General features: G+C 51.3%; 13 protein-coding genes. 3 read left to right on the forward strand and 10 right to left on the reverse strand.

The genetic code is table 11. The features are described from left to right. Positions 1 to 45 precede the first annotated feature (45 nt). The 3 genes from ACX1DY_RS01255 to ACX1DY_RS01265 form a co-directional block, all read right to left on the reverse strand. Complete coding sequence (locus tag ACX1DY_RS01255; protein WP_458962387.1) at positions 46 to 978, reverse strand: dihydroorotate dehydrogenase; 933 nt, start codon at positions 976 to 978, stop codon at positions 46 to 48. Next, entirely contained in the window at positions 971 to 1,675 is a 705-nt protein-coding gene (locus ACX1DY_RS01260; protein WP_458962388.1) for a dihydroorotate dehydrogenase electron transfer subunit, read from the reverse strand. The genes ACX1DY_RS01255 and ACX1DY_RS01260 overlap by 8 nt, the downstream gene beginning before the upstream one ends. An 85-nt stretch (positions 1,676 to 1,760) precedes the next feature. After that, entirely contained in the window at positions 1,761 to 2,801 is a 1,041-nt protein-coding gene (locus ACX1DY_RS01265) for an NADH:flavin oxidoreductase/NADH oxidase (protein WP_458962389.1), read from the reverse strand. Positions 2,802 to 2,996: 195 nt separating this feature from the next. Here ACX1DY_RS01265 and ACX1DY_RS01270 point away from each other — a divergent pair, with 195 nt between their 5' ends. Further along, positions 2,997 to 3,884 carry a polysaccharide deacetylase family protein gene (locus ACX1DY_RS01270; RefSeq protein WP_458962390.1) on the forward strand — a complete coding sequence of 296 codons (888 nt, stop codon included), beginning with the start codon at positions 2,997 to 2,999 and terminating at the stop codon, positions 3,882 to 3,884. Positions 3,885 to 3,970: 86 nt separating this feature from the next. On the opposite strand, the gene ACX1DY_RS01275 is transcribed toward ACX1DY_RS01270, so the two are convergent. Continuing rightward, entirely contained in the window at positions 3,971 to 4,636 is a 666-nt protein-coding gene (locus ACX1DY_RS01275) for a 3D domain-containing protein (protein ID WP_458962391.1), read from the reverse strand. 325 nt (positions 4,637 to 4,961) lie between these two features. On the opposite strand from ACX1DY_RS01275, the gene ppk1 reads away from it, so the two are divergent. Next, positions 4,962 to 7,124, forward strand: coding sequence for a polyphosphate kinase 1 (gene ppk1 / locus ACX1DY_RS01280; protein WP_458962392.1), 2,163 nt, complete (start codon positions 4,962 to 4,964; stop codon positions 7,122 to 7,124). On the opposite strand, the gene ACX1DY_RS01285 is transcribed toward ppk1, so the two are convergent. From ACX1DY_RS01285 to ACX1DY_RS01300, 4 genes are all read right to left on the reverse strand, one after another. Beyond that, a complete protein-coding gene (locus ACX1DY_RS01285; protein ID WP_458962393.1) occupies positions 7,072 to 8,601 on the reverse strand; it encodes a Ppx/GppA phosphatase family protein in 1,530 nt (509 codons plus the stop codon). The genes ppk1 and ACX1DY_RS01285 overlap by 53 nt on opposite strands. A gap of 114 nt (positions 8,602 to 8,715) precedes the next feature. Next, positions 8,716 to 9,438: an amino acid ABC transporter ATP-binding protein gene (locus ACX1DY_RS01290; protein WP_458962394.1), complete on the reverse strand. Its 723-nt coding sequence runs from the start codon at positions 9,436 to 9,438 to the stop codon at positions 8,716 to 8,718. Further along, on the reverse strand, positions 9,425 to 10,084 hold the full coding sequence (locus tag ACX1DY_RS01295) for an amino acid ABC transporter permease (RefSeq protein ID WP_458962395.1): 660 nt from the start codon (positions 10,082 to 10,084) through the stop codon (positions 9,425 to 9,427). Before ACX1DY_RS01295 ends, ACX1DY_RS01290 begins: the two co-directional genes overlap by 14 nt. Before the next feature lie 123 nt (positions 10,085 to 10,207). After that, positions 10,208 to 11,029, reverse strand: coding sequence for a transporter substrate-binding domain-containing protein (locus ACX1DY_RS01300; protein ID WP_458962396.1), 822 nt, complete (start codon positions 11,027 to 11,029; stop codon positions 10,208 to 10,210). A 314-nt stretch (positions 11,030 to 11,343) separates the two neighbouring features. Here ACX1DY_RS01300 and ACX1DY_RS01305 point away from each other — a divergent pair, with 314 nt between their 5' ends. Beyond that, complete coding sequence (locus tag ACX1DY_RS01305; protein ID WP_458962397.1) at positions 11,344 to 13,089, forward strand: alpha-glycosidase; 1,746 nt, start codon at positions 11,344 to 11,346, stop codon at positions 13,087 to 13,089. A gap of 96 nt (positions 13,090 to 13,185) precedes the next feature. On the opposite strand, the gene glgA is transcribed toward ACX1DY_RS01305, so the two are convergent. After that, on the reverse strand, positions 13,186 to 14,610 hold the full coding sequence (gene glgA / locus ACX1DY_RS01310) for a glycogen synthase GlgA (protein ID WP_458962398.1): 1,425 nt from the start codon (positions 14,608 to 14,610) through the stop codon (positions 13,186 to 13,188). A gap of 42 nt (positions 14,611 to 14,652) precedes the next feature. Beyond that, positions 14,653 to 16,572, reverse strand: coding sequence for a 1,4-alpha-glucan branching protein GlgB (glgB, locus tag ACX1DY_RS01315; protein WP_458962399.1), 1,920 nt, complete (start codon positions 16,570 to 16,572; stop codon positions 14,653 to 14,655). Positions 16,573 to 16,773: the final 201 nt, after the last annotated feature.

Genomic DNA, 16,773 nt, shown 5'->3' on the forward strand with positions numbered 1-16,773 from the left:
TCGATAGATAAAGACATCTCAGGCGGAGGAATAAATTGAGCCATCTTAGATGATGCCGCGGATTTCGTCCAGCGATGAAATATTCTCCTCGATCATGAACTGCTGTAATTCCTCTACAAGCGTACTGCCTGCCCGCAGATTCATGAAGTTATAGGTTCCCACCTGAATGACCGTTGCCCCGGCCATGATGAATTCAATGATATCTGTAGCTGAAGTAATTCCGCCCATGCCGATTACCGGAATGGATACCCTTTTTGCCACCTGATGCACCATACGCAGCGCTACTGGCTTAATAGCAGGACCGGACAATCCGGCATATAAGTTATTGAACACACTGCGGCGGCGGCGGACATCTATCTTCATCCCGGAGATCGTATTAATCAGTGAAACGGCGTCCGCGCCTTCCTCCTGGCACATCTCGGCCATTCCAGCGATGTCCTCGGCGTTCGGGGACAGCTTCACAGCCAGCGGCAGACGGGTAGCAGCTCTTACCGCACGTACAACCTCCTGCGCCGCCGGAGTCTTGACTCCAAAGGCGATGCCGCCTTCTTTGACATTGGGGCAGGAAATATTCAGCTCAATCATATCTACAGCAGGCTTGCCGGCAGCACTGCGGGCATCGGCATCACGCTGGATCAGCTCGGCGCCGAGCACATAATCCGGCAGCGTATTGCCGCCAAGATTTACAATACGCGCGGTATCCAGAGTCTCCCAATAAGGAAGCTCCTTGGCCAAGAACGCTTCCACCCCCGGATTCTCTAGGCCCACGCTGTTCAGCATGCCGGAGGCCGTCTCATAAACGCGAATGCCGGGATTTCCTGCCTTAGCGTTAAGTGTAAGCCCCTTGCCGGAGATGCCCCCCAGGAGCGACACATCATACAGCTTGCCATATTCCCGGCCGAAGCCGAAGGTTCCTGAAGCCATAACAATCGGGTTCTTGAAATGAACGCCTGCAATACTTGCTGTCATATTAATCATGGAAGATCACCTCTTCCGCCAGAAATACCGGACCGTCCGCACAAGCCTTGCGCTGTCCGTCACGGCAGGAGACGCTGCAGACGAGACAAGCGCCGATTCCGCATGCCATGCGGTTCTCAAGCGACAAATACACATTAGGTCTCTTGCCGGCAGCTTCAGCGGCTATGCTTTTTTGCTGTGCAGCCTTCAGCATCGGCTGCGGACCGCAGACGAAAATATGATCGTAGCTGGTGAAATCGACACTGTCCAGCACCAAACCGCCGACGTTCACCGTCAATTCGGCAGCCAGAGGACGGAATGCCTCAACGCGGAAGGGTTCACGGCTGAAGCCCAGGTAAATGTCGCTTTGCGGAAGCTCCTGCGCACAGTAATACAGTGGAGCAATGCCGATCCCTCCACCTATCAAGGCAACCTTTCCTTCCACAGCAGGAAATCCGTTACCGAACGGGCCTTCAAGCTCAAGCGTGGCCCCTGGCGTAAGCTTTGCCAGAATCTCAGTGCCTTCACCAACCACATGATAAAGAAATTCGACACCATTGTCATTTACTTGATGTATGCTAAGCGGTCTGGACAGCAATGGATAGGCTCCCCATGCCCGCAGCATGTAGAATTGCCCCATTGTCCCGCCGTAATTCCCTTCAACCCGAAGGTGATACACTCCATCAGTCAGCCGCTCGTTACTAATCACCGTCGCCACGTTATCAAGCTCCTTCAAATTTTATCTTATTAACCATGCCTTAGAAGGGGCTTAAAATCTGTGACATAGTTCACATTCTTAGGGTTCATTTTCTCTTCCAAACTCCTCGTTCGTACGCCGCAGGCACACTGGTCTTCTCCACACCGCCAAGCGCTTCCTCCGCATGCAGCGCCCAGTAAGGATCACTGAGCATTCCTCTGCCCACTGCTACCAGCTCTGCCCTCTCCTCGGAGACAATAGACTGTGCGTCCTCATAGGATTCGAGGCGTCCTACAGCAATTACCGGAATTTGCAGGCCGCTGCGGATGTGCTCAGCAAGATCGACCTGATAAGCAGGACCTGCGTTAGGACCGCCGTTCGAACCAATAGGACCCTCACCGCCTGAGGATACATGGAACATGTCAACTCCGGCAGCCTTGTAGCGGCGGCAAAAGCCCAGTGCATAGTCCTCATCATAGCCCCCTTCTACATATTCCTTGGCGGATACTCTCATCAGCAGCGGCATTTCAGCCGGCAGCACTTCCCTGACGGCTTGTACAACCTGTTCTCCGAACAAACCCGGGTCGTTGCCGTATTCATCATCTCTGACATTGGTCAGCGGCGAATGAAACTGGTGAATCAGGTAGCCATGCGCTCCATGAATCTCCACTGTATCAAAGCCGGCTTCAACAGCACGGCGGGCGCCTTCTCGGTAAGCCTCGATCAGTTCAGCGATCTCAGCCTTGCTGAGCGCCCGCGGAGTTTTGGATTTGGCATCAAATGGGATTGCGGAGGGAGCAACCGGAGGCTCCGCATCCAGAGCTTTCCTTCCGGCATGGCCCAGTTGAATTGCGATTTTCGCTCCCCCGGCATGAACGGCTTCTGTAAGCCTGCGGTAAGCTTCAATCTGGTGGTCTCCCCAGATCCCGGTATCCTTGTTCGTAATCCGTCCATCCGGATGGATACCGGTCATTTCAACAATAATGAAGCCTGTGCCGCCGACAGCGCGGCTGACATAATGCACAAAATGCCAATCATTTGGCGTGCCATCCTGCTGTTCTACAGCATATTGGCACATAGGGGGCATAACCACACGATTTTTTAAGGTCAGGCCCTTTAATTCATAGGGTGCAAATAAATCCGGCATTGATCGTTCCTTCCTTCCTGTTATTTGCAAATTGTGGCCGGGGAAATCTCCCGTTTCATTCAGTATACACGTATTTTCCGCCTCGATAAATCTTAATCAGAGCTCTTGGAATTACAGCATAAATCCGGCTTTTATTGGAGATAACAAGATAAGACAATAACGGATTGCAGGATCACAAAAAAGGAGGCGCTGCATGTGAATGGTCTGAAGCTAAGCCGAAAACTGCCCATTCTGGCAATTGTGTTATTATTCCTGCTCAGTCCGGCCTCTGAAGCGGAGCTGGCTGCCGCGATTCCGGCGGATTCGCCCTCCCTCCCTCAGCTAAGCAACATCAATGCCCCGGATGGAAAGTCCGGGAAGGATCAGGTTCTCCCGGCAGGCTCCTCTTCTGCGTCGGCGGGACCACAAAAACGGGAACGGGTCAAAGGCCTGACCCTCAGCCAACTGATCCGCAAATACCCTGAAACGATCAAAACACAGGGGCCGCGCCGCAAACATATTGCGCTTACGTTCGATGATGTGCCTGATCCGAGGTTTACACCACAGGTGCTAAACGTTCTGCGCAAGCATCATGTAAAAGCAACCTTTTTCATAGTCGGCAGCCGTGCAGCGAAGCATCCTGATCTCGTGAAGCGGATCATCAGGGAAGGTCATGCCGTGGGTAACCATTCCTACAACCATCCTCAGTTCGGGAAGATCAGCGTAAATGAATTCCGGTCGCAAATTATCCGTACGGAAAATATAATTGATGCTCTGGCGGGATATAAACCACGGCTCATCCGGCCACCCTATGGAGACATCAACGAGCAGCAGCTGCAATGGGCGAAGGCCCACGGCTATAAGCTGGTGAACTGGAATGTGGATTCCCTTGACTGGAGAGGGCTCTCAAGGTCCCAGGTCAGAAACAATATCGTATCCCATGCGGGCAAAGGGTCAATCATTCTCCAGCACGGCGGCGGCGGCCGGGGCAGCAATTTGCGCGGAACCATTCAGGCACTGCCGGAAGTGATCAGCATCATGCGCAACAGGGGCTACACCTTTGTAACCGTCCCCCAGATGCTTCAGGTGAATAAAGAAAAGTAGATGTTGCTGTTCAAAAAAAGGAAACGAGTCCTGCCCTTGCGGCATTCTTCGTTTCCTTTTGAGTTTATAGCTCTTGCCTGATTATACTATTCAATAAAGTACAACTGTACATATTGAAATCCAAAATCCGATACAAAGCTTTGGCTTCCGGGAATAAAGATATCAATGCGGTTGCCTTTGATCGCGCTGCCTGTATCCATAGCGGTAGCCAAAAACGCCTGCTTGGGCAGACCCGGATGGGAATAGCCGGTTACGAGCACTTTGGTACCAAGCGGGATTATACTTGGATCGACCGCAATAGTTCCAAGTTTCAGCGGATTGCCGAAATAATCAACGGCCCCCCAGATGCCATTCTCGCTGATGGCTGAGGAATAGGCGGTAGCCTTCATTTGCATCACTTTGCCATAGTTGAATTCCTTGCCCCATGCTTGAACTGTATTGGACTTAGGCTCTACACTCAAAATAGACGCCTCTGAAAAGGCTTTGGCAGACGGCTCAGCGGCAACGGTCTTGGCTTTTGTTATCCCTGGGATGGTGAGTCTGAGACCAGGGTAGATATTCAAAGCTGCAACATTCGGATTGGCGTTCATAAGTTTATCAACACTTATGCCATAATGATTAGATAAGGTATAATAGGTTGTAGTTTCTCCCGCGATATGTACGCTGTCGGCCTGAGCGGGAGCTGTGTGCAGCAGTGCGCTGACTCCGAGGGCTGCAGCCAAGGCTGTAATCTTTCTAAATCTGATCTTCATAAATTGCCTCCTTCGTGAATAGCAGAGCAAACTTGACATGCAGTTCTGCTTCATTGCAACTCCGGACTTATGTACCTTGTTGTGCCTTGCGTCCAAAATGCAGATATTTGTTAACTAACAGGATTGAATATATCACAATTTTGTAACCAATGCGCAAGTAATTGTTACCAATTTGATAATTTTGGCGTTTTGAAGCATTATTAGAGTAAGTAATTTTACATAATTTTAATAAAATCAGCAAAAATCCGTGCTTTTCAGCTTTTCAGGAATAATTTCGCGAATATTTTACACAGATTTAACATTTCCCTCTGTAGCAGATAGTAAAATGATAGAATACGACAAAGATATTGAAGCACTTGGAGGGTCCGCGAACGTGAATGAAGAAGAGAAAAAAAACAACTACAGCAGTCCATCTACCGCTTATCTTAACCGGGATTTAAGCTGGATCGAATTCAACCGCCGTGTATTGCAGGAGGCGCAGGACCCAGATAATCCGCTTATGGAGCGGGCCAAGTTCCTGGCGATTGTGTCGAGCAATCTGGATGAATTCATCAGCGTCCGCGTGGCCGGAATTCAGGATCAGATCCGTGCAGGCTATACAAAAAAGGATTTCACGGGCTATACCCCATCCGGGCTGTACAAGCGTCTGATCAAACGGGTCAGCAAAATTATTACCGACCAGTACCGGACGTTCCGGGATATTTCAAGGCATCTGCATAAGGAAGGAATTGTCTTCGTGGATTACGAGGACCTGACCCAGGCACAGGAGCTTTCCATTGAGCAGTATTACCGTGATATTATTTTTCCCGTTCTGACTCCTATGGCTGTTGACCAGAGCCGGCCGTTTCCGCTTGTGCACAGCCAATTCATCTATCTCGCGGTAGTGCTGACGCGCAAGAACAGCAAGGAGGAAGAGCCCTATTTCGCAATTCTGCAGATTCCTTCCAATCTGCCGAGATGCATCCCGCTCCCCCACCGCTCTAACAGCAAGAAACGGCAATTTGTCTTTATTGAAGACGTGATCCGCCATCATATTCAAACCTTGTTCAGCGGTTATGAACCCGTGGCCGTCAGCGAGTTCCGGTTAACGCGCAATTCTGACCTTACGATTGACGAGGAAGGCGCGGAGGATCTGCTTGAGGAGATTGAAAAGGAGCTGCGTAAACGCCGGCGCGGTGTTCCCGCCCGTCTGGAGGTGCAGAAGGGGATTCACCCGTATGCGCTTGAGCAGCTTCAAGCCGAGTTTGAGCTTGAGGATTCCGTCTTCGAAATTGACGGACCGCTTGATCTCGGATTTCTGCGCGGCTTCGCCGGCAGTCTCAAGGGCTTCAGCTATCTGCATGAAGTGCCGATTGAGCCGCTCTATCCGGTAGAATTCGATGAGAACGAGGATTTCTTCGAGGTGCTGCGCGAACGCGATGTGCTGGTCTACCATCCTTATGAATCCTTTGATGCGATGACCGACTTCATCACTCAGGCTTCTGAAGACGAACAGGTTAGAGCAATCAAAATGACGCTGTACCGGGTCAGCGGCAATTCTCCGCTGATTGCCGCACTGGCCCATGCCGCAGAATCCGGCAAACAGGTCACCGTTGTCGTCGAGCTTAAGGCAAGATTCGACGAGGAGCGCAATATCGCCTGGGCCCGCAAGCTGGAGCAGGCTGGCTGCCATGTGGTCTATGGCCTGGTTGGCCTCAAAACCCATGCCAAGATTACGCTGATTGTCCGCCAGGAAGGCCCGGATCTGCGCCGCTATGTGCATGTGGGCACAGGCAACTACAATGACAGCACCGCCAAGGCCTACACCGACCTCAGCCTATTCACAGCAAACAACGAGATCGGGCTGGATGCTTCGGAGCTGTTCAACCAGATGACAGGCTATTCCGCGAGCTATGACTGGAATTCCTTCATTGTGGCGCCTACCAACATGAGCCTCTCTTTGGAAAAGCTCATCGCGCGCGAAGCCGAGCATGCGGCAGCAGGCCGCCCGGCCCGGATTATCGCCAAGATGAACTCGCTCTCCAACCAGGAGGTTATAGATTATCTGTACAGCGCGGCCCAAGCCGGTGTCTCCATTGATCTGATTGTCCGCGGAGTCTGCTGCCTGCGGCCCGGCATTGAAGGCCTCAGCGAGCGCATCACCGTCCGCAGCATTGTGGACCGCTTCCTGGAGCATTCGCGGATCTATTATTTCGAGAACGGCGGCAATCCAGAGGTCTACTTGTCCAGCGCGGACTGGATGACACGTAACCTGACCCGGCGCATTGAGCTGATGTGCCCGGTGAAGGACAAGGAAATCCGCAAGCAAATTGTCAAGATTCTGGACATCACGCTTAGTGACAATGTCAAATCGAGCTTCCTGCAGCCCAACGGATATTACGAGCGTGCGGACGACAAAAAGGCCCCGTTCCGGAGCCAGTTCGCCGCTATGGATGTTACACGCTGGAAGGGAACCCGAGCTTTACCTTCACCGCCCAAACATTCCTGAAGGCTTTGAGGGCAGTCTCGATGTCCTCCAGCCCAATGAGAAGCTCGCCTGCGCCCTGCAGGGCAAGATCAAGGGTATTGCCGTGCAGGCGGGCTTGTAGCCCGCTCACAATGCCAATCTCGGTACTGTCCAGAGCAATGCATAGTTGAACCAGAGTTCCAAGCTTATGAATCCACTCTTCGTCGGAAGCCAGCAAAATGTCCTTATGTGTCAGGGACAATTTCTGCTTCCGGCTTTTTGTGCTGTACGAGGCGATCAGGGCGCTGAGGATTAGCTGCCGGTGCGTAAGCCCGCGAATCGGTGAATTCATCAGCCAGTAACGTGTATGCCGCTTGGATTGGTAGTAGTTAATATTAGAGCCGGTGCGGTGCAGCATGACCGCGACATACATCAGCATTTTCTGTTCCGTCCGGTCGGTCCCGTCCTCAAAAGCGTCAAACAGGCTGAGGGCCAGCTTGTAAATATGGTCCAAATGCCGTTTGGACGAATGGATGTCAAAGCGGACGATGGTGTTCAGACTGAACTCCAGCGCACTCTCGCGCACAGGCTGCTCTGGTTTAAGGAGATCATGCAGCATACCTTCCCGCAAGCCTTCTCCGCTGATCAATGCCTGACTGGCGCCGATATACTGATATACCGTATGAAAAATAATCAGACCCGAGACAATGATATCCCCCCGGCTCTTGGACAGCCCGTCCAAATCCTTGCGTTTCTCATACGGAATGAGAGGCAGCGTCTCCATGAAATGGCCGATGGTTTCGCTGGACAACGTATACCCGTGTGAATTGGGCAGCGAATAATTCCGGCTCTTCTGGTCCAGCTTGCCAAGGGAACGAAGGGTTCCGCCAAGCCCGTAGAGGGGCAGCCCTTGGCCGCTGTTCAGCCAATCATGCTCCACCAGTCTTCCAGTGACATAGGCCTGAAGCTTGCGCACCTGGTCGCTGTTCCAATTCCCGTGCTGACTGAACATAAGATTCGTATTCACCGCGCCAAAAGGAAAGGAAATGCTGTTCTGGTAACGCCGTCCCCGGAACAGGGTAACCTCCGTGCTGCCGCCGCCGATGTCGATAACAAATCCGTCCTGAACATCAAAGGCATTGATTACACCCAAGAAGCCAAAGTAAGCCTCCTGATGGCCGCTGATGACTTCAATGTTAATCTCCGATGCCTCCGACAGATAGGAGATAATCTCGGAGGAATTTGCGGCGTTGCGGATGGCCGCTGTGGCTCCGGCGCGGATTTTATCAACTTCAAAGGCGCTGCATATCTCCTTGAACTGGTGCAGAACCGGCACGATGGTATCCATGTCCTTCCGCTCCAGCCTCCCGTCCCTTGTGATCTTCTCACTCAGACGAGCGGAGTATTTGCACTCCTTGATAATTTTATAGCCTCCTTCCAGCGTCGTATCATAGATCACAAGGCGAATGGAGTTAGAACCAATATCAATGATGCCAATCCGGCATAGGTCATCTCTCATCTGTATGTACTCCTTTTCAAGTTGATTGGCCATCTATATACTATATCACCCATTTACCCTCAGCAAAAAGCAAAACGGCCGCTGAAAAAGTTTACAGGGCCGTTTTGTGCATATTTATAGAACTTTGCTTAAGAAATCTTTGGTGCGCACATGCTTCGGATTTCCGAATACTTCCGCCGGAGTGCCTTCTTCCACAATCACGCCACCGTCCATGAAGAGGATACGGTCGCCCACCTCGCGGGCGAAGCCCATTTCATGCGTCACAATGACCATTGTCATGCCCTCTTCGGCCAGCTTCTTCATAACCTCCAGCACCTCTCCGACCATTTCAGGATCAAGCGCCGAGGTTGGCTCGTCAAAAAGCATCACATGCGGCTGCATGGCGAGTGCGCGGGCGATGGCAATGCGCTGCTTCTGCCCCCCGGAGAGCTGAACCGGATAAGCATCCCGCTTATCTTCCAGGCCGACGGTGCGCAGCAGCTCCAGCGCGATTTTTTCCGCTTCCTCCGGTTTCTGCTTTTTCACTTTCAGCGGGGCAAGCATGATGTTCTGCAGCACGGTTTTGTGCGGGAACAGGTTGAACTGCTGGAAGACCATGCCCATTTTCTCCCTAGTCACATTAATATCATGCTTCTTGTCTGTAATGGACTGGCCTTCAAAGGTAATCTCCCCGCCCGTTGGCTGCTCCAGCAGATTCAGACAGCGCAAAAAGGTGCTTTTGCCCGAACCGCTGGGGCCGATAACAACCACAACTTCACCTTTGTGGATCTGCAGATCAATGCCTTTGAGAATTTCGAGCTTGCCAAAATGCTTTTGCAGGTTTTTAACGGCGATCATCTGTATTGAGCCTCCTTTCCAGGATGCCAAGTGCCTTGGACAACGTAAATGTCAGAACAAAATACATAAGTGCAATAATGATATACGGATTCAGACCCTGGTAGGTAATCGTGCTGACGCTGCCGGCCTGAAACATAAGGTCCATAACACCTATCATAGATACAATCGACGACTCCTTAATGATGGTGATGAACTCGTTCCCAATGGCCGGAAGCACATTCTTGAGCGCCTGCGGCAGTACGATATAGCGCATCGTCATGCCCTGCCTCATCCCCAGTGAACGTGCTGCCTCCACCTGGCCACGGTCCACATTTTGAATACCGGCGCGAAAAATTTCTGCCAGGTAAGCCGAGCTGTTGATGGTCAGCGTGATGGCGCCTGATTGAATCGGTGTGAACTCAAGACCAAGCTCCGGCAAGCCGTAATGGATGATGAACAGCTGCACAAGCATCGGCGTACCGCGCAGAAATTCCACCCAGGCCGTTGCGATAAAACGCAGAATCCGCCATTTGGACATCCGCAGCAGGGAAACTACAATCCCGAGTGCAAACCCAAATACCACGCCGAGCACTGCCAGCAGCAGGGTATATTTTAGACCGGAAAGAAAAAAACCGCGGTAATTCATGATCATATCGAATATATTCATTGTTGGCATTACCTCCTGTCTCCAAAAAAATAGAAAACAGCGGATCACCGCCATTTTCTGTAATGTAACATCAAGCTGCAGGCCAGCATTCTGTATGCTTTAGCCGTAAAATCCCGCTGTACCTTATTTGCTCTCTGCCAGCTCGCTTGCTGCCGCTACATATTGGTCAATCTTCCCTTCCGTATTCAGACGGGCTAAAGTCTTGTTGACCTGGTCGAGCAATTCTGTATTGCCCTTCTTGACGCCAACGACATAGCCGTCGTCTTCCACTTCAGGTTTGGCAGCTGTAATCGCCAGTCCCTTAACCTTCTTAACGAAAGCATTCGCTACAGGTCCTTCCATAATGGAAGCATCCACACGGTTGGATTGAAGCTGCATCACGATCTCAGAAATTTTGGCCAGTGAGGTTAACTTTGCGCCTTCAATGCCTTTGGCGATATCTTCCTGAATCGAACCAGTCTGAATTCCAATCTTGGCTCCCTTCAGGGAATCCATAGTTGCAAATTTATCCTTGTCCGCTTCACGCACAACTACGGCTTGTTCCGCTTTGTAGTAGATGTCGGATAATCCAACGGCCTTTTCCCGTTCCGGTGTAGGGCTCAGACCCGAGATCACCATGTCCACTCTGCCGCTCGACAGCTCATTCAGCAGGGACTTAAAGGGCATATCCTTGATCACCAGCTCAGCGCCCATGTCCGCCGCAATATTCTTGGCAATTTCGATATCGAAGCCTACGACAGTATCCTTACCGTCCACAACCTTGCGGAACTCATACGGAGGAAAATCCGCGCTGGTTCCCAGTGTAAGCGTCTTAGTTGCCGCTGCGGTATTTGTGTTCGCTCCGCTTCCTTCGGCTGTAGTATTTTCTTTGTTATTGTTGCCGCAGCCGGTCATAAGGCCTGCTACAAGCAGCATCCCTAATGAAAGTTTACCCCATTTGTTCATCTGTAGATCTCCCCTATTCTTTCTCAATTCTGCTAAGTTCTCTAAGTTGTAGTCTCATTGACCGATTTATTATAAATCAGCGCGTATGAATATGCAAAGACAAATTTGTGACAAAGTCTGTTAATAATATGGAAACCGCATATACTGAGTACTATCTCCAATTACTCCCGGAATAACCGGAGTTGATTCATGCGACCCTGCTTGGTGGTAATAACTATGGCTCACTCACAAAACTTAAACGTATGCTTACGAAGGGGTTTTGTAAGAAGCGAATCAAGTGGCATTAGCTCACAAAACTTTTAGGAGGTGTCTACATGCTTGTAGAAGCAATGTACCATGTGCCACGGGATAAGTGGGCTTATGCCTATGATGCAAAGACTATACATTTGCGTGTCCGCACCAAAAGAGATGATGTGGATTGTGTAGTAGCGCTCACCGGTGACAAGTACAACTGGGCCCATACCTCCTTTGACATAAAAATGGAAAAAGCCGCCTCGGACGACATGTTTGACTATTGGGAAGCCGCGGTGCGTCCCAAATATAAACGCCTCAGCTACACTATCCGCGTCAGCAAAGGCCAAGAAAACGTGTATATGCTCGACAACGGCATCCGTTCCGAGTGTCCTCCCCCGCCCAACCACTTCTACGAATTTCCTTACATACACCAAATCGACCTGTTTCAGGTTCCGAACTGGGCCAAGGATGCCGTGTTTTATCAGATTATGACCGAGCGCTTTGCCAAGGGTGATCCGTCCATTGATCCGGAGGGAACAGAGGCATGGGGCGGCACTCCGAAGCTGGATAATTTTTTTGGCGGAGACCTGCAAGGCGTACTGGACCACCTGGGCGATCTGCAGGAGCTGGGGATTAGCGCCATATACTTTACCCCCCTGTTCGTCTCCCCTTCCAACCATAAATACGATATTGTGGACTATAAAAGAGTCGATCCTCATTTCGGAGATAATGCTCTACTCAAAACCGTTGTCGAAGAGTGTCACAGAAGAGGCATCCGCGTCATGCTCGACGCCGTGTTCAATCATTGTAGCGACAGGTTCCCGCCTTTTCAGGATGTGTTGGAGAAGGGGGAATATTCCGTATACAGAGACTGGTTCCACATTAACGCCTTCCCGGCCGAAATTGTCGACGGTATTCCTACGTATGACACTTTCGGTTTTTTTGGCAATATGCCGAAGTTCAACACCGCCAATCATGAGGTGAAAGCCTATTTGCTGGGAGTTGCCGAATACTGGATTAAGGAAATTAAGGTGGACGGGTGGCGGCTGGACGTAGCCAATGAGGTGGATCACCATTTCTGGCGCGATTTCCGCAAAGTGGTGAAAGCCGCCAATCCGGAGGCTTATATCGTTGGCGAGGTGTGGAGCGATTCGCTCACTTGGCTGCTCGGAGACCAGTTCGATTCCGTGATGAATTACCCGTTCTCCGGTACGGTGCTGGAATTCTTCGGCGGCGGCATGGACGGGATTACCTTCGGCCACCGGATCGGCAGCCTGCTGATGCGCTACCCGCAGCAGACGAACGAAGTCGTCTTCAATCTGCTCGGCAGTCACGACACACCACGTCTGCTGACGGTGGTGGGCGAGGACAAGCGGCGGTTGAAGCTGGCGGTCGTCTTTTTATTCACCTTTATGGGCACCCCATGCATTTATTATGGCGATGAAATCGGCCTTACCGGGAAGGAAGATCCCGACTGCCGCAAATGTATGGAGTGGGATAAGGCGAAGCAGGACCGCGAGCTGTATGACTTTTACCGGATGATGATCGCTCTGCGCAAAACAAACAAGGCACTGCGTGAAGGCCGCTTCCGCATCCTGCAGGCTTATCAGAATGACCCGTGCATCGTGTATGAACGGTCGGATGACAGGCTTCATTTTACCGTGTGGATGAATAACTCCCCGCAGCCCCGTACCCTTAGTCATCCGATGGAAACCGATGATTGGCAGGATGCGCTCACCGGCGATTCTGTAGCTCCAGTGCATGGGATGATGCATATTTCTCTCGACCCTTACGGTTACCGGATTCTGAGCCGGAAGTTAAGTTAGGCATAAGCAACAGAAAAAAGAGACGTTCCAAAGGTCAGGGTTGATGGCCAGTGGTGCGTCTCTTTTATTTTAGCGGATGACACTGTTATTTCAGTACTATTCGGTAATGTGGTTGTAGATGTCAATGTACTGCTGCGCGGATACACTCCAGCTATAGTCACCGGCAAATGCGTTTTTGGTTACCTTCTTCCAGTGCTCGGGCTGGCGGTAAAAGGAAACGGCCCGGCGGAGAGTGTACATCATGTCGTGGGCATTGTAATCCTTGAAGGTGAACCCGTTGCCTTCGCCGGTCTCCTCATTATAAGCATGTACGGTATCATTCAGCCCGCCAGTCTCCCGTACAACCGGAATGCTGCCATAGCGCAAGGCAATAAGCTGGCTAATCCCGCAGGGCTCGAATTTGGAGGGCATCAGGAACAGATCGCTGCCAGCGTATATTTTGCGGGAAAGCGCGTCATTAAATCGAATCTGTGAGGACAGCTTGGCCGGATAACGCCACGCCGCTTCACGGAACCACCGCTCATAAGACTCATCCCCCGTTCCCAGCAGCACAAACTGGATATCATCATAATAGAGCAGCTCATCGAGCACGCGGGTCAGGAGATCCAGTCCTTTGGAATCCACCAGCCGGGTTACCATTCCCACCAGCGGAATATCAGGGGCTACGGGCAAACCCAGCTCCTGCTGAAGCGCGGTCTTGTTTTCCTTTTTTTTGTCCAGATTGGAGCGGTAGCGGGTGAAGATCTGCTGGTCGCTGGCCGGATTATAGCTCTTGGTGTCGATGCCGTTGACAATTCCGCTCAGGTGATCCGCCCGCGAGGACAGCAATCCATCCAGTCCGTAGCCGTAATACGCAGTGCGGATTTCCCTAGCATAGGTTGGGCTGACCGTCGTCACATGATCGCTGTATACAATGCCGCCTTTCATAAAGTTCACGTTGCCGTAATACTCCACTGCGAGGAAGTAGTTGTCGCTAAGACCCAGCAGCTCGCCCAGTACCGAATAAGGGAACACTCCCTGATACAGCAAATTGTGAATAGTGAACACAGTATGCATTTCGCTGTAAAACGGGTTGTGGCGGTAATGGCCCTGTAGCAGCATAGGAATAACCGCAGCATGCCAGTCATGGCAGTGCAGCACGTCAGGCTGGAAATCAATCGCCGGCAGGCATTCCAGCACCGCACGGTTGAAGAAGGCAAAACGTTCCCCATCATCCATGTAACCGTATATCCCATCCCGCCCGAAGTAATATTCATTGTCGATAAAATAGACCGGTACTCCGTCATGAACAATCCGTTTGATCCCGCAATATTGATTGCGCCAGCCGACCGGCACTTCGAGAACAGCTACATGCTCCATTTGTGATGAGAATTTCTCTGGTATCCCGCGGTATTTTGGCAAGATCACCCGTACGTCCACTCCCGCACCCTTCAGCGCTTTGGGCAAAGCTCCAATGACATCGGCCAGACCGCCCGTTTTGATGAACGGATCAGCTTCGGCTGCGGCAAATAATACCTTCATATTTCGATATCCCCCTTAAGTAGTACGGATTGTCTGCCAAGCTTATTTAACCGCCTTGCGCCCTGATTTCTTCAGCACCAGGAAGCTAAGCGGCGGAACGGTCAGTTCAATGCTGTTCGGCTGGTTATGCCATGCCTTTTTGACACTCTTCATTGGCGTATTGCGCAGACCGGAGCCGCCGAATTCGGTATTCTCCGAGCTGAATATCTCTTCATATGTCCCCGGACGCGGCACTCCGATACGGTACAAACGCCGCTCCACCGGCTGAAAATTGATCAGAATCACCAGCGTATCCACGGGCTTCTTGCCTCTGCGGATGCAGGATATCACGCTTTGGCCGATGTCATCGGCATCAATCCATTGATAGCCTTCCATCTCATGATCCAGCTCCCACAGCGCCCTCTCCGACAGGTAGAGCTTGTTAAGTGCGGCGGTGTAAGTCAGCATATGGCGGTGGCTCTCATAATCCAGCAGCAGCCAGTCAAGCTGGTCCTGATCCTTCCATTCGATGAACTGGCCAAATTCACCGCCCATGAACAGCAGCTTTTTGCCGGGATGGCTGATCTGGTAGCCCAGAAGCTGCCTGAGCCCGGCGAATTTCTGCTCGTAGGAGCCAGGCATTTTGTCCAGCAAAGACTTCTTGCCATGCACCACCTCGTCATGTGACAGAGGCAGCGTGTAATTCTCACTGTATGCATAACAGATCGGGAAGGTCAGCAAATTATGATGATAGGGCCTGGCCTCGAATTGATGTTCTATGTAACCCAGGGTGTCGTTCATCCAGCCCATGTTCCATTTGTAGCTAAAACCCAGGCCTCCCTCATGCACAGGTGCTGTAACCCCCGGCCAGGCGCTGGATTCCTCCGCCATCATCAAGGCTTTTGGATAGTAATGGAAGACGGTCTTGTTGAGCTGTTGAATGAACCGGATGGCCTCCAGATTCTCCAGCCCGCCGTTTGCATTTTTCTTGTACTGATGACTCCGCTTCTCGAAATCCAGCCTCAGCATGCTGGTCACCGCATCCACGCGCATACCGTCAATATGATATAGCTCGAACCAGAACAGCGCATTGGAGATCAGAAACGAGGAAATTTCCGGCTTGCTGAAATCAAAGGAAAGCGTGCCCCAACCCGGTCTCTCCGCCAGAAGCGGATCGGAATATTCATACAGCGGCGTGCCGTCGAACATCCTTAATCCATGAGCATCTTTGGCAAAATGGGCCGGAACCCAGTCCAGCAGAACGCCGATTCCCGCCTGATGGAGCTGGTCGATCAAATACATTAGCTCCTGCGGTTCACCGTACCGGCTGGTCGCCGCAAAATAACCCGTGCCCTGATATCCCCAGGACAAATCATACGGATGTTCAGCCAGCGGCATAAATTCTACATGGGTATAACTCATCTCCAGCAAATAAGGGATCAACAGCCCGCTCATCTCCCGGTAGGTGTAATATTCCCCATTTTTTTTCTGCCGCCATGTGCCAAAATGCATTTCATAAATATTCATCGGAGCATGATAAGGAGCCTTGCTACGCCGACGCCATGCAGTATCTCCCCAGGTGTAGCCACCCAGGTCTGCTACGACGGAAGCCGTGGCCGGACGTACCTCTGCCTTGAATGCGTATGGGTCTGCTTTGAGAAAGCTTGCCCCCTCTGGGCCTACAATCCTGTATTTGTAAAAAGTTCCCTCTTCTATGCCCGGGAAAAAACGACTCCAAAATCCTGAATCGGGTATCTTATATAACGAGTCCACGTTCTCAGTTCCATCCCAGCCGTTATGATTACCAGCCAGTCCTACATATGTCGCGTGAGGAGCCCACACGGTAAAGCGGACACCCGGTATTCCTTCTTCAGCGGCAATGTGCGCGCCAAGCATCGTATAGCTGCGATAATTCGTGCCCTCATGAAAAAGGTAAATATCCTCAGATGACGGGAGGTTGTCTGCTTTTGGAATATCGGCCAAATCATCACCACCTTTTTATATAGGATGCACCTACTACATTACCCGAATCTGCGCTATTTGAAAATGACTTCCAGGCTGAAAACGGAATTACAGAATAAAGAAAATTATTAATGTAATTTTTACATCAACACAGCAATATAATTCACCTATGCGTTCAAGCGGTTGGTGCGAGTGAACATTACAAGCATTGACAAAAAAATG

It is taken from the genome of Paenibacillus sp. BAC0078 (assembly GCF_054483875.1).